The organism is Pseudoalteromonas shioyasakiensis, from assembly GCF_022398475.1.
In the GTDB taxonomy this organism is placed as follows: Bacteria; Pseudomonadota; Gammaproteobacteria; order Enterobacterales; family Alteromonadaceae; genus Pseudoalteromonas.
In genome coordinates this window covers 1-15356 of sequence record NZ_JAKEVM010000028.1, presented here as the reverse complement: position 1 = coordinate 15356, position 15356 = coordinate 1, and the positions used below count along the sequence as shown (strand labels likewise).

Here is a 15356-nt window from a genome sequence, read left to right as displayed (position 1 = left end):
GTACTTCTAAAAAGTCTATATAACTTTTTTCATAAAGATGAAGGTTTGGTGAGTCTAGAACAGAACACTTTTCATATACTTCTTCTGTTTCATCCTCAACTGCAAGGTCTAGCATAAAATTGTCTTGAGCCTCTGCCGCTAATTCCTTAGTTGCATAACTGGTAGAATTCCAAACTTCAACTGAGTCTGGCCAACCATCAATATGACCAAAGTGCTAGCCTTCATCACTCTGACCTAATAGCAGCTTTCGCTCAGTAACATTATCATCAAGTAGAATCCAAGTATTAGACTCATGAATAAGATAAATTTCCATTATCAACTCCTAAAACTTTAGATCATGCCAAAGAGGGATGTCAGGCCCTTCTAAGTCACTATAAAGGTGAGAGTTAGACGATGAGAAATTACTACCATTTAAGATGAAGTGCTTGTATTCACAAAGAGCTTTAGCGTATTTGTTAGTTACAAGTAATTCATTAAGTTGATTATACTGTTGTAAGATCTGTGATACTGCAATTCTAATTGAACAAGCATCTAAATCTAGACACTGGCTTACATAATCAAAATTTGCAGAGCAAATCCATTCAAGTTCGTCGTTTAGCATCTCTGAATTCGCTTTAGCATACCGAAGCATACCAAGTGAACGATACAAAACACTTTCCCATAACGCCTTAATGTTCTCGTCTGACCAATGAATGTAATATTCACCTCTTGCAGCATCCAAACAATCATCCATTAAACCAAAAAATACATCCTGCCCTGGGGCAACTTTACCAGCTCGATGAGCTGTTATGATGTCTTCGTCTAATGAATGGCACGTATATTCTGCATTTACTGACAGAAAGTGATCAGTTGTTCGCTTCGGCTTAAACTGCTTCTTTCTTTCAAGTTCTGCATTTATTTGAGCTTTGGTTATGGCTTTTTTTGGTCTAGCCATGATGTTCTCCTCCAAAGAGGTTTTTAAAGGGAACATCCCCAGCAAAGGGAAAATTCCCCTTGTGGGTTGGTAGATAGGTTAGAGATTAACCGTGAAAAACGCGGTTTGACTCTTGATATAAACGGCTTGCGCGAATAACTAACTTGTTAGATCCATCACGTTTTGCTCGTTTAATTAATTTGCGTTCGCGACGACGTAAATATGCGCCGGTTGATTTGTTATTCATAAGTTCCTCCAAATTTTAAAAACCTGAAGGATTAACCTGTGAAGGTTAAACCCTCAGAGGTTAAAACAAGCAACGATGTTGCTTGGTGTGCACTCACAAAATAGATTTTTGCTTTTCAACTTGATGTTGAGAGTGCGTAACTAATATTCAACTTTAACTGCATAGCAGAGTTATTCGCGAGAAGCGAAAAGGTATTATGAATATTAGAAAAAACAAAAGTGACATCCTTGTCATGCAAATTCCTAGGCTAGGAAACCTTATCTAGCTTGTTATTGTTGACTACCGCCATACCCCCCGGGTTGAGGTTTAGGAGCAAAACCGCCCTGCGATTGCGGATAGTGTATTGGTGCGCTCTGGTCTTGCTGGCTGCGCTGATAGTTTTGTGCATTATTTTGCTGTTGACTATGATGCTGAGGCGCACTTTGGTAGTTTGAAGAACTATTTTGTTGTGGGTGACTATTTTGTTTGTTCTGATTGCCAATTAAGCCAGAGGCTTTTAAACATTCCACTTCAACTTTTCTAAGATGTTGAATTAGCTCGATAGCTTTAATCTTTGTTGAAGAGCGGTTTTGCCCACCATTATCAGTCCACTTTTCTTGAACAAGTTTTCCTCTTAAAGTTACTTCGTCCCCTACTTCAATAGCTGGTTTAAAACTCTTTAAAAACCGACTATCCACTTTGACATCAAAAAAGTAAGTTCTGTCAACCCACTCACTTTGTCCGTTAGGTTCGTTTGACTTCTTAAAGTAGCCGTCATCACAAGCAATTGTCACAGTGCCAAAATACCCATCTTGACCATTTCTGATATCAAGACTCGCAACTCTACCACCAAGCCTTGCTGAATTATCTTTTGCAGTACGCATAAATAAGCCCTCTATAAAGTTATAAAATCATCACAACTGATGTAGATATAATTACATAAAGAAAATATCGCGCGACTTAATCAAAAATAACGGCAATATTCACCGTAACCCTTTGAATAAACTCTAATATATAAAGTTCATTCAGAGAGTAAGGTTTATCCTACTATCTGTTAAACATCCCATTCACATACAAAATCGCATTCGCCAATCAAGCCACTAGAAATGGCCTTTTGCTTTACAGCTGATAGGTAGTCTGGTTTGTCTAAATGATTAACATCAATCTGTTTTATCTCACCTGAGAATAATGTAAGTGTTGATGTTGATTTGTCGAAAATATGAAAAGCAGTATCTTCAAACATAGGTTTCTCCTTACTGGTTATACCTAAGCATCCTGCTTCAAGCTGGATAGGTATAACCAGTAAGGAAATTCACAGGGAGCTAATGCTCGCCTGTGAAAGTTGATTTAATCAGTGGATGACTCATATTTGCTTCAACAAAGAATTCAAAATTAACAAGGTTCATTCCAAGAATATTACTATGTGAAATACTCTCATCTGAAAACCTAAATTCACCGGGAACAGCGAATACTTTGTCTTTGTTGAATATCTCAGTTGCTATTTGACTGGCCTCGTTATGTGTTTCAGCTGCTGCTAAAACTTTTAACGTGATCCTGTCATATACAATGCAATATACACTCTGAATCTTTAACTGATTGTGATTGTTGTAGCCAGAATCGGTTGGAATTAGTTTATTCAAATTAACCCCAGCTTGAACTAGCTATTGATAGAATTGGCTTAACGATGATGTTGTGAATTTTGATTGCAACATATGTGCACGCCAATAATATAAGAATGATATCCATAATCTCCTCCTATGCATTTGACCGAAAACGCAGAAATTAAAATAAGAAGATCTGTATAGCGGTCGCATCGAATGAGATTTCGATTCCTATACAGAAGAGTATCCCGCATAGGAATTGTTTAGGTATTTGTGAAAGAATCACTTCAACCGTCTTAATACCAAGAAGGTATTAACGCTGAGATTTAACTTCAACAGCTAGAAGCCACTTTAAATACCAAAAGGCATAGTTATGCATAGTGCAAAAATCAAAGACCTAAAAGGTAAAGTGGATTGAGAAATCATTATTGGAAATTTGTATTCCGATAATGACTCAGAAGAGTGGTTGTGACGTTGATAGTCTGTGTTGATTGATTAACCCTAAAGGCTGAACCATTAGAGTTATACTCAATATAATTACTTATAAATTTTTAGTCAACAATGCTTAAGATTAAATTTCCAGAAATGAGTCATACAGTATTTGATTAATTGTACTAGCACATATCTGATCTTACAGTTTAAGTGGATAGGTTTAGACTTCATTTGACAGACAGCTATGAGCGATAAGCAGTCAGTCGAGTTTCTCTGTTTGACGTGAAGTTTTATCCGTATGACTATCAGCTTGTTGGCGGTTTTTTCAATCCATTCTTAAAATTTAGGTGTTGTTATTTTCGAGTAGTTATCGTTTAATAACATGATGTTTTTTAAAGATAACTACTAGCGAATCTTCATCTCTTTAGTGAAAGCTAATGTCGGACCACGCATAAGGAAATAGGTATAAAATGGACACTACAATACGAAAAGCTGAATCAACCGATATCGCTGCAATAAAAATGCTATGGCAGTTTTACCAATATCATCAGAGTATATTTGACTTAGAAGATGTTGGTTTAGATGGTTGCTATGATATTGATGAAGAATATTTAGAATGTGTAGTTCGTGGTGAGGAAGACTGCATTATTTATCTTGTACTCGTTTCTAACCAAATTGCTGGTTTTGCTACCGTAGAACCAACTGAGATAGTTGGCAAAGAAATACCTGAGTTGGCTGATATTTTTATTCTACCCAAATATCGAAGACAAGGCATTGCCAAATTTGTCATTCAAAATTTGATGCCTGTTGAAACAAATCAGTGGCATGTAGCTGTTCATTTAAACGATAGTTTAGCGTTAAAATTTTGGAATAGTTTGTTTGCTAAATTAAATGTTATGCGTGTTGATAAAGTTGACCCTCCTGAAACAGAAGGCTACCACGAGTTTGTTATCACGAATGCCTAACAAGAGACTGTGGTGGGCGTTACCAATGTCTGCTCATGGCACATATGCGACAGTCAGATTTGCTTGAGTTCTACTATTCGTATCTGACAGATAAAGTTAAGACTTATTCAGATTAATCATTAGTATAGTAAATCTCATCGATAAACTCGCTTGGAAAACAAACATCATTAACATCTGATGTTATTGGTGGGCTGTATTCGTAATCTTTTTTAAATAGAGCCAACTCCCCCACATCCTTTAAGTCATCAATATCGGCCTTATTTAAGTAGCTATGAATAAAGAGCCGTTGCTCAGCGCGTGTCATACCTACAAACAGCAAACGTCTTTCCTCATCGATTGGTGACTGTATATTTGGCATTGTTTCATGGATAACATCAAAAATAGCCACATTAGTCCACTCTAGGCCTTTAGAGCCATGGTATGTGGTTAAAGTTACCACTGATTTATCAATTTCAGATTTGCTGTTTTGCTCTTTAATTTTATCTGAGTAAAGCTTAATTCTTTCGAACCAAGAGCCTGTTTTTGTCTTGAGTCCTTCAAGAAGCAATGTTTCAACAGCGCATTTATTCAGCTTGTCGCCTTTTGAGCGACGCTCTATGATGAAATCAATCAGCAAATCAATTCTGGTGTTTATCTCTTTAGAATCATGAGTATTTTCAAATAAATAATAATTTGAATAGAACATTTCAAAAGCCGTTCCATTAATTGATTGACCATAATTATTAAGATATGACTCAATATCAGAATTACTCTTGATACTTTCAGAAATTAAAGGAATTAGGTTCTCATCCTCTTTTAAGTACCCTAAAACTTCTGACAAATGGTAGTGTGCAAACTTATTTAAAAGATATGAACACAGTTTAATTACGAAATCACCAGCGCTTGTTTTAAAAATACTTGTTTGATTGTTTCTTGAATACGCTACTTCATGTTCTATCAGAAACTCTTCTATTGAGTCCAATGCAACATTAGTTCTGCTTAGGATCGCCCACTCACCATCATATTTATTGTAGTTCTCCAAAAATGTTAACAGCATACTTTTTTTAAATTTATGTATGTATGTTTTAACAGTGCCACCAATTTCCTTCCCCGAGACCATACCTTTGGGAATTCTATCTTTATTAAATTCTATTAGATTTTTACTGGCATCTATTATTTCAGGTCTACATCTAAAACACTTTGCAAGCATATGAATATTGGGTTTAAATTCATCTTTAAACTTAAGCATTGTTTCATAACTTCTAGCGCCTCTCCATGAGTAGATACTTTGATCATCATCTCCAACAGGTGTTAGATTAATCCCTCCGCGCCCCTGCAGGGCAATCCACTCATATTGTAGTAAATCTGTGTCTTGAAACTCATCAATCATTAGGTCTGTACAATTTAATAGCGGTATTTCCCCATTTAAAGTTCCTTCTACCGCGCGCCTGGTTGCGTCATCTAAGTCATACAGGTGGTTCTTTATCTTTAACTCTTGATAACATTCTTTAACTAGCTTAACAGCGTCTTTATCAAACCCTTTTTTTTCATCTAATGGCTGATCATTCAAAATGCTCGTAATGTCACTGAATGTTACTTTTAACTCCGGTAGTAGGTGCTCATTCTCGATGTAATTCTTCAATCTCTCAATAAAGTTGAAGTATGTTGCTCCAATTAGTAGCTTACCTTGCATGAGTTTCTTTGTTTGGTTAAGAAACTGCCTGTGAAATGTAGTTACAGAAACTCTATTTATTGATGATTGTGGAAGAGCTATTTCCAACCTTTCTTGCATTTCGTTGACGGCCGCATTTGTAAATGTAACGAGAATAACCTTCCTGTCATATGATATTTTTAGTACGTTTTTTACTTTTTCAATTAATGTTTTTGTTTTACCACTACCTGCTGTAGCAAGAATCAAAGAGTGATTATTAACATCGTTAGCTGCTGATGCTTGCTCTAATGTCACCGTCAATGTTAGCTCTCCAACGTTCTTTTGATTTGTAATGATTCAGCTATGTAATTATTTGCCTCTAGATTGTCAGCCAAATCTAATAGCTCGGCTTTTTCTTCCTTTGTAAATGAGCTCAAATTGGAATTTGAACCTAGAGACAAGATATTTTCCGCTTTTAATAATGCATCATTGCTCATTTCTGTATTATCAAGAACTTGCCTTAATCCAACCTCTTGTGACTCGGTCCTAGTGACTTCACCACCAGCTACAGGCTGTAGGCCAGACGGGTTTCTCTCTTCAATTGAATTTTCTCTATTGTTAACCATCTCTGATTCACTAGCGTTTGTTTCATTAAAACTTAGGTTCTCAGAACTAGAGTTGTTCACAACTGAACTTTCATCTGAGTTAGATTGCTCAAAAGACTCACCTTTCTGAGAAGAATTAGAAGCAGTTAACTGTGTTTGAGTCTGCACATTATCATCGCTTGTGTCAGTTTTTAGACTAGACTCTGCAGCAATAGAACCACCACTTGCCGATGCCTGAAGGTTTTCTGATTGGTCTGTACTCGCAGGGCTGCTTTGCAACTCTGGACTAGCTGCGCGGTCACTTGAACCGCCCTCACTATTTAACGTACCGCCAGTATTTACCGATGCCTGAAGGCTTTCTGATTGGTCTAGACTCACAGGACTGCTTTGCAACTCTGGACTAGCTGCGCGGTCACTTGAACCGCCCTCACTATTTAACGTACCGCCAGTATTTACCGATGCCTGAAGGCTTTCTGATTGGTCTAGACTCACAGGACTGCTTTGCAACTCAGGACTAGCTGCGCGGTCACTTGAACCATTCTCACTATTTATCGTACCGCCAGTACTTGCCGATGCCTGAAGGTTTTCTGATTGGTCTGGACTCACAGGACTGCTTTGCAACTCAGGACTAGCTGTGCGGTCACTTGAACCGCCCTCACTATTTAACGTACTGCCTGTACTTGCCGATGCCTGAAGGTTTTCTGATTGGTCTGGACTCACAGGGCTGCTTTGCAACTCTGGACTAGCTGAGCGGTCACTTGAACCGCCCTCACTATTTAACGTACTGCCAGTACTTGCCGAAGCCTGAAGGTTTTCTGATTGGTCTGGACTCACAGGACTGCTTTGCAACTCAGGACTAACTGTGTGGTAACTTGAACCGCCCTCACTATTTAACGTACCGCCACCACTTGCCGATGCCTGAAGGTTTTCTGATTGGTCTGTACTCGTAGGGCTGCTTTGCAACTCTGGACTAGTGGTAATGCCAGTAGAACCACCCTCACTATTTAATGTGCCGCCAGTACTTACTGAAGCCTGAAGGTTTTCTGATTGTGTGCCCACTAAAGAACGACCTGAATCTGTAGTATTCGGATAAGAATCATCTTTTGTGCCAGGATATTGGTAGGTATCAATACGATCCCTTGAATCATTGCCTGCAATCGATGTCTCTTTAGATAGAACATTCCCGCTTTCATCTTTACCAGTACTGTTAACCCCACTAATTACCTCACTTGGCTTGATAGGGGTTTCTTCTATTGCTTCACCACGGTTATTATCAATTAATGAGCTTTTTGGTGTTTCGCTCAGTGAATTTTGTTGTGTGACAGAGCTCTTATCATAATCACTTTCATTTACAAACTGTTGCGGCACTGAGGCTTCGCTTGAATTAAGGCTGTTTACAGGTAGATTTGCTTCTTTAGTACCGGCATCACTATAATTCGGTGTGAAGGCAGTTGTGATCGCTTCACTTAATGTTCTTTGTGCTTCTGGAGCTGTGCTTAGTAAGTTGTTTATTGTAAGTAGATCTCTCATGTCATCATGAGAAAGATTTCTTGAAGTATCGCTTGTGCCATAAAGGGCGTTCGCAGCAAACTCCTTCGCTTTACTAGAAACACCTTCTGAATGAATTGCGTTATTAATTACTTGGCTTTCATGCTCCTTAGATGCACTTGATTCATACCCATTTTTAGTTTGCTCATCTGAAGTAATAGAAGCAATTGTATTTGTTAGTGTTTCTGCCTCGCTATCTTTACCTGCAATTAAAAGTGCATCCCTCATCTTATTCAGATCTTCCATTGCTTCAGGGGTGATGTTAGTAAAGTCAGGAATACTAAATTCTCGACTAGAAACTTGTGCTGATTTAAAATTATCTAAATTTCGATCATTAAGTTCCTTAAAGCTAACTCCTGATGTATCACCAGTTGCATTAAAGTTTGCTAACGCATATTTAGCTATCTCTTTGGCATCTTGGTCATAATTTCCTTTGGTAATACCATCAACAAGACCTTGGCCACTAGGTTTCGATCTGTTTTCAGTTCGATCTAAATTTTCTCTCTCATTTAATCCAGCAAACCCAGCCATTGAGCTAGCTTGAGAGTCGTAGTTTACTGATTCCAAACTACCTTTTTGACTTGGCTCATCTTTATACCTTGATGGGTTGTACTGAGGTTCTAAACCTAACTGTGGGGATAACTCATTTAGCGCTTCTAAATGACGAGCGTATTTAGCATCATTAATACCTAAGAAACTTTCATCTCCTTTCGTGGCTGCAATTACGTCCTCAATTTGACCATCATCAAGGTTTGCCAATGCTGAGTATGCCGCAATTAACTCACTACTCTTCAGGGCATTATTAATTGATTCATTCTCTCTCATCTCCTGTACAGCTGAGATATTTTCTTGAGCATTTCTGTAAGGGTTATTAGGTTGCGTTGAAGCAAGAAGAGCTGAGTTTGAATTTAAACTTTCATTGAAGGCAGCTAGAGACTCAGGGCGCATTGCTGTTTGAACAGCCCCAGCATACATTAGTGTTTCATTTGGAGATAAGCGTTCACCATTAATAATCGAACCTTCACCATTTGCTGCGTTAGTTAGTAAGTTTCTAATAGCTTCTGGTGTATTGTTTGATAAAACACCAAAACCCATTTCAATTAGATTCGAATTAATACCTTCACCATTACCAGACTTCTTAAACTCATCCGTAACAGCCTCACCCACTGAAGAGGTGAATAGTGAGCCAATAGAACTAACTACACCGCCAGATAATTCATTAGATTCTGAGCCTAATACTTTTAATGATCCAAATGCATGCGCTAAATTATTTGCATTTTTATCTTCTGACTCATAAACAACATCCTCACCCTTAGCTTTAACAGCACCTGTACCAGATGCCCCTCTACTACTAACCTCGTTTTGAGATTGCTCTTTGTGTTCAGCAAATACTTGTGCATTACGCTCATTATTGAACATGTTTGTTGGATCAGTCTTTATGCCACTATTTACATCATTACTTAAAGTGTTGGTGTCTATGCCAGTATTATCTACAGGTTTTGGAATATGTGAATTATCACTCGGTTTATATCCATTCAATTGGTCACTAAGTGAAATTAGGCTCGGCGCTTGTAGTGTTTCACCTAGTTCTCTCATTAAGCCTGCAGAAGCTCCTCTTTCGGTATTAGCTTGTTTTAGTGCTGTAACTCCAGTTGAAAGAGGAAGTTGGTTACCATTATGATCTGTAGACAGCACTTCAGTATTTCCAGACATTCTTGCGATTGCATCAGTAACCGTATTGGCCAAAGCAATATTATTTTTTTGGCTTTCTGGTAATCTCGCGTTATCACCTTTATTTACCTGCTCTTTGTGGTAGTCGAACCTATCTCCCAGCTCAGAAATTAAAGCACTTCTCTTGTCACCAGATAAACTATTTAAGCCTTCATCACCAATCAAACTACCTAAAAGAACATGCTGCTGCTCATCTGAAAGTGTTGAAACAATTGAACCGATTGATGCTTTATTTGCTCCTGTGGTTGAGTTTTGAACCTCACCTGCATTCATTTGCGTCATTACTTTTGAAGCGGAGCTAGCTGTATTCCCCTCAGCTTCAAGGGCTTGAGCTTGAAGCATATTTGTATGAGCATTTGTAACAGCTTCCTGTCGGGAAACCGCCTCTTTACTTGCAACTGAGTTATCACTGCTCGATGATTGAGCCATTTTTACTGCATTCCCCCAGTTTGCTTTTATCGATTCAGAAACTTGTGCACGTTCGTCCTCTGACAATCTTTCTGAGGCGCCTACTTGCTTTTGTGATGCCGCTTTTGCTGTGATCGCTGCTTTCGCATCAGCACCTAAACCAAACCCTGCTATTGATGGAGCCCCCTTTGGTACCATGCTTGCCGAGCCCTGTAATACGTGATCATATGCATCAGATAAACTCATGTTATTTTCAGTTGCATATGCTGCGGTTTGTGCCGCTAAGAAAGCTTCGTCCTCTGATAATTGTGAAGTATCCACACTCTCAAACGACTCTCCTTGTTTATACCCTTTGATTGAATCTAAAGTAGCAGATTTACTATCAGTGGCAGTTTTTTGTAATGTTTGGCTAGCGGCTTCAGTATTTGCCAATTGAGTATTTCTAGAGCCAATCGCTGACAACTCAGCTGATGACTGTTTAAGGTAACCCGAGGCTGGCCCTGCGCCCCCCGGATTAATACTTACATCATTTCGTTGTCCACCATTCAGTTGAGCTTGGCTCCATTGCCCATATGAAGAATGAACATCACTGGCTTGCATAGTAGTATCACCTTGACTTGCTTTACCTCCATTTGCAGATGTTGTGACATCAGGTGACAATTTCTTGGAATCAATATTTGTATCAGGAGACGTCTTATTAGATACACCCATCATGGTGTGAACACCCCTATGCAGTATATATAAAGTGAGCATAGGAACTGCAGCAGCCAAACTACTTGCCACTGCAATAAATGATTCGATTGTTGACATGCTATGCCCCCACATACCAAATGTGATTGCACTTACACCACCGCCACCAGCTGACACTGATGTAAATCGACCTTGAATAGCAAGTAAAGTAAAAAGGTTAACCGCACTCATGGTTACCGGCCACAAGTTAACCCACACAGTTACCCCAAAGAACATAGCAGCTGATTTCATAGCTTCAGCACCCATTACAAGCATGATTGCAATAACTGGGATCAAGAAAAACACAAAGGCCTCAATGAAGGTTGCAAAACCAATTGATAGCTCCAAAGCTAGGTTTCTATCAGCGGCCATTTGGTAATGTCGCTGAGACTTTGTTTCGATTAAAGTAAGTTCAGAGCGGAGCCCTTGCATATCCCCACTTTTTGCAGCAGCTTCAGCAAAAACATTTGATAAATACCTTCCCGTCGCTAAATGATATGCATTCATTGTGGCGCTTAATGCAGAAATCGATTCCGCACCGGCTTCAACATCTTGTGGTTTTACATTTTCTTTCTGCAAAAACCTGTCAGTCATCTCTCTGAAACTTGAGCTATCAAAGTAACTTTTGAGCTTCAAGTATGCGTTTGGGCATGTTAATAGCTCCATGGCAGGAGTGTCTATTTGAATATAAGTGCTTCTTGATGGTGTATTAATTCTTATAGACTCAAGAAAGTTTTCCATTGGGGCATTTTTTATTTTGTCAGCATTTAGCTCAGCGTCATTGCCACCAACTTGAAGATCCCAAATTACACAGTCTTGAAGGTAGTTCATTGTAGATGTTTTGATTCTGTACCTTTGGGCATTAACGCCTGAATCTAGTTCTTCAGAGCCCATATATCCAAATTTATCAAGCGCCACTAGCGCTCTCATAGGATCGAGAAATTGACCAGCCTGATAACCATCCGGTGAGGAGAATGAATCTTCATAATCTCGTGAAAGCCCATACATTCCTGAGGTCATCATTGCAATAACAGCTGCTATGCCAGGTGCATCATTCACATAATACACATCTCCTGTTCTTACCGACTCAATAACAACATCTACTTTAGAAAATGGACCACACAAGACCATGAACATGCAAAGCCCAATAAACCAAGATAGTACTGGGTTAGAGTTTGGGTTGATCCAACTTTTTACTACAAGAGTCATCAGTGAAAGTAGTGCTGTAGCACCAATCAAAATATGCAAAGATGAAAAGCCAAAATCAAACATTCTTCGAAGGCCCATTAGAACCTCATACATGAACGCTGTTTCACCGATTGAGTAAATTGTAAAATCCATAAAAAAAGCCAGAATATTGAGTCTGGCTTAATCTTAAAATTGAAAAAAATTTTAAAAGCGTGATTTTCAACTGAATTTCAGTATTTTTTTATTAAAATACCTTTTTCTCAAAATAAACGCTTATATCCCCAATTTTATGGTCTTTGTAGTAGCTAATATTTATCGAGTTACCCATCATGCTGACAGATACGGGAAAGGCGGGCTCTTCTGTAGACATTAAACCTAGAAAACCATTCTGATTAACAACGTAGTCTCCATGTGAATTTTTTACCGGGTTAAAGTCACCGTCGAGTAATGCAGTCTGCCCCTTTCTAAAAGCAAACAACTCACTTAGTGTTACATCAAAAGCAAACGTATCGGGCAAACAATCAATTGTTTCTTTTGGCAGTATATTGACTGCTCGATTGCTGATTGAACCATCAGTCACGGATACCTGTTCCAAAGATTTTAGCCACAGCTTACGGTAATCTGTTCGATTAAAGATATTAAACTCTGACCCTGGTAAAAATGGCAAAACATCTATTGGGATTAATTTTACTTTTGCCGAGCTATGCTTGTTATGAGTAAAGTTAATATCTAGGACAGCTCGATAGAATTTTACACCTGAAATCTCTATCACAAGAAAAAAGTAAGGCTTGCCTCTCGATAAATCATCTACGCGATTAATATAGCTGTTTCGTACTCCATAGTAGTTTTTCGGACCCCAAAACCAATCATTGAACTCAATACCATCGTAGTCCCCTTCACTAATAAACTCATCAAAACTAAGGTGCATTGTAACTTGCTTAACATCTGCAAACGGATATTGACTGAAAGGTGATGCCTCAATCTTCCCCATATATTCTTCAGATAAATTGGACATCTGCCCATTTAATACATTTTTGAAGTTCTCTATGCTTTCTCTGTATGCATCCCACATATTTGAATAAGGCAATAAGTCACTATTATAGTCTTTTACTCTCGCTCTAGACTTTTGCAATTCGGATAGTAGTAAGTTTTTTGTAAAATCAATTTCTAAAACTTTTGGAGATAACCCAGTCAAGAGCTGGAGTGTTAGCATCGATACACCTACTTTAAATTCTGGCCAGTGTGCAGTTCTTCCAATCGATGGAAACTGAGGGTTTACATCTAACAGATTTGAATCAAGCTGCGCACACTCTTCATTTCGAATATTTACTCCATTTGAGATACTTTTACGAGAGTAACTTTGGGCTGCAACTAAAGCGCGGATGTTCAATACTTCTGAGAGCTTAAGGCCACCATAAATCATTTGGCCTTCACTAATTTGAGGTTCTTTGATTTTATAGTCTGATATTGTCACTAGGTTAGATAATTTGCTTTGGATATCAGCAAAGAATTTATATTCAAACACCTTTTCTTTGAGTCTTTTTTTCAATGATGATTGTTTTGTTTCGATGCCATTAAACAGAAATACTTCGTCATAAATCCTAATAGTATTCTCGTTAGAAATTAACTCTGGGCCTTCAGTTAACTCAAAAGTTGCCGTTGCATTGAGGGTGCTTAGCTCTTGCTTTAAGTTTAGCTCTTTAAGTTTTAGCCTTACATTTGGCAATAATTTGTTGCCACTTATAACATTCGTGTTGAGGTTTACTTTTAGTTGCTCCACAGCTTTTTTTTGAAGTAGATGCTCGATTACTTGTGCATCGTAATCAGTGGTGTGATTGAGTGTTAAATTGACACTAACTTTTTCTGCACCATAAGCACTCCCGAACGCATGGAATGCAGTCAGCATAAAAAACCCATTTGCTAGCGCTTTCAATAAATTCATTAAAACGACCTCCAAGGACTAAAACTGTATTAATCATTTCATAAATTTCATTTCGTGCAGCGGTTAAAAACCAAACTAAATATCACCTATTTACAATAAGTTATAAAAAATATCATTGTGTTCCTTATATTCTCACAAACCTGTATTCAATAAATTATACTTTTTACTTTGGAGGGGGATTTATGAAATTTGTGTTTTTACTAGTAATTTTAGTATTGAGCCATAGTGCTCATGCAACTGATACTGTGAGAGTTATCAAGTTTAAAACTATCGGCCTTACAGTAAATGAATACAACATTGTAGATTTGATACATAAAGAAGCAGCTGAAAAGCTCGGCGCTTATTTCATTATTAGCAATTCACAAGCAGGTGTATCAAGCTATAGCGAGAAGGCCCGTATTTTACGTCCGATATCGGTAAGTATTGTTGACTATAAAATCGTAGATAGTGAAGTAATAGCGACCATACGCTATGAACATGCAGCTTTAGAGGTTGTAACGGAGAACTATAAATTATACATGAGGAACAAGAAAAATTCCGAAGAAATAGTTAACGCGAAGATAACTGAATTTTGTCAAAAATTCTCATCTAACTCTTTAGAAATCAAGAGCACTCTTTCTAGCTTAGAATTCAACTATTCAACAGCCCCTTCAAAGGATGATGAGCTCCTAACACTATCAAAAGAGTCTGACTCTATAAGTCAGTTATTAGTTAATGAATGTAATTTATAGGAAATCTTTTAATACTTTAACACCTCTTTTCAAGAACGTAGCTCTGAATACTTGTGATTAAGAACTAATGGACGTTTTGTCCAATAGCAGGCCTTAAAGCGTAACTCATACCTGCCCCAAAATAAGTTAGGTTAAATGCTCTAACTGCTGCTTTGAGCAATCAAGAACGCTCCAAGCCCTACACATTGAATGATAAGTTAACGCATCTTTAATAATAGCTAGAAAATTTTGCTTAATGGGCTTACAACACCGTTTGCTCCTTGTTGTAAAACATGGGTGTAAATCTGTGTGGTTTTGACATCAGAATGGCCCAATTGTGCTTGAACTGTGCGAATATCGGCGCCACTTTGCAATAGGTGCGTTGCAAATGAATGGCGCAAGGTATGAGGCGTAATAACCTTTGTAATATTGGTTTGCTTTAATGCTTTTTTAATCGCTTTTCTAACACATGTAGGGTGGAAATGGTGGCGACGTATCTCGCCAGTTTCTGGGTCATCACTTAATTTGTAGGAAGGAAATAAGTATTGCCACGCTAGTGATTTATTAGCTGAGGGATATTTACGAGTTAAAGCGTTAGGCATCCACACACCTGCGTATCGCTCGTTTTGTAAATCTAATCTTAAATATTCTTCAACTTGCAAAATTTGATTTCTAAGTAGTGGGATCAACTCCGTTGCAAGAGTAACTATACGATGCTTGTTGCCTTT

Annotated in this window: 11 protein-coding genes; 2 read left to right on the top strand and 9 right to left on the bottom strand. The window is 38.1% G+C overall.

Translation table 11 applies throughout. The features are described from left to right. Positions 1 to 322 precede the first annotated feature (322 nt). The 5 genes from L1D51_RS07480 to L1D51_RS07460 form a co-directional block, all read right to left on the bottom strand. Positions 323 to 934, bottom strand: coding sequence for a hypothetical protein (locus L1D51_RS07480; RefSeq protein WP_239963339.1), 612 nt, complete (start codon positions 932 to 934; stop codon positions 323 to 325). Positions 935 to 1019: 85 nt separating this feature from the next. Beyond that, positions 1020 to 1160, bottom strand: a complete 141-nt coding sequence (locus tag L1D51_RS07475; protein ID WP_162898092.1) for a hypothetical protein — start codon at positions 1158 to 1160, stop codon at positions 1020 to 1022. Between the two features lie 269 nt (positions 1161 to 1429). Further along, positions 1430 to 2023: a single-stranded DNA-binding protein gene (locus L1D51_RS07470; protein ID WP_239963338.1), complete on the bottom strand. Its 594-nt coding sequence runs from the start codon at positions 2021 to 2023 to the stop codon at positions 1430 to 1432. A gap of 170 nt (positions 2024 to 2193) precedes the next feature. Continuing rightward, positions 2194 to 2382, bottom strand: coding sequence for a hypothetical protein (locus tag L1D51_RS07465; RefSeq protein WP_239963337.1), 189 nt, complete (start codon positions 2380 to 2382; stop codon positions 2194 to 2196). A gap of 79 nt (positions 2383 to 2461) precedes the next feature. Continuing rightward, on the bottom strand, positions 2462 to 2779 hold the full coding sequence (locus L1D51_RS07460; RefSeq protein ID WP_239963336.1) for a hypothetical protein: 318 nt from the start codon (positions 2777 to 2779) through the stop codon (positions 2462 to 2464). A gap of 863 nt (positions 2780 to 3642) precedes the next feature. Between L1D51_RS07460 and L1D51_RS07455 the strand changes: the two genes are divergently transcribed. Then, positions 3643 to 4137 carry a GNAT family N-acetyltransferase gene (locus tag L1D51_RS07455; protein WP_239963335.1) on the top strand — a complete coding sequence of 165 codons (495 nt, stop codon included), beginning with the start codon at positions 3643 to 3645 and terminating at the stop codon, positions 4135 to 4137. A gap of 112 nt (positions 4138 to 4249) precedes the next feature. On the opposite strand, the gene L1D51_RS07450 is transcribed toward L1D51_RS07455, so the two are convergent. The 3 genes from L1D51_RS07450 to L1D51_RS07440 form a co-directional block, all read right to left on the bottom strand. Next, entirely contained in the window at positions 4250 to 6082 is a 1833-nt protein-coding gene (locus L1D51_RS07450; protein WP_239963360.1) for a UvrD-helicase domain-containing protein, read from the bottom strand. An 8-nt stretch (positions 6083 to 6090) separates the two neighbouring features. Beyond that, positions 6091 to 12129, bottom strand: a complete 6039-nt coding sequence (locus tag L1D51_RS07445) for a conjugal transfer protein TraG N-terminal domain-containing protein (protein ID WP_239963334.1) — start codon at positions 12127 to 12129, stop codon at positions 6091 to 6093. Positions 12130 to 12220: 91 nt separating this feature from the next. Then, positions 12221 to 13918 (bottom strand): hypothetical protein, encoded by a 1698-nt coding sequence (locus L1D51_RS07440; RefSeq protein ID WP_239963333.1) that lies wholly within the window; start codon positions 13916 to 13918, stop codon positions 12221 to 12223. 182 nt (positions 13919 to 14100) lie between these two features. Between L1D51_RS07440 and L1D51_RS07435 the strand changes: the two genes are divergently transcribed. Further along, on the top strand, positions 14101 to 14649 hold the full coding sequence (locus L1D51_RS07435; protein ID WP_239963332.1) for a hypothetical protein: 549 nt from the start codon (positions 14101 to 14103) through the stop codon (positions 14647 to 14649). 218 nt (positions 14650 to 14867) lie between these two features. On the opposite strand, the gene L1D51_RS07430 is transcribed toward L1D51_RS07435, so the two are convergent. After that, positions 14868 to 15356: tyrosine-type recombinase/integrase (locus L1D51_RS07430; protein ID WP_239963331.1), on the bottom strand; the 489-nt coding region annotated here is incomplete at its 5' end.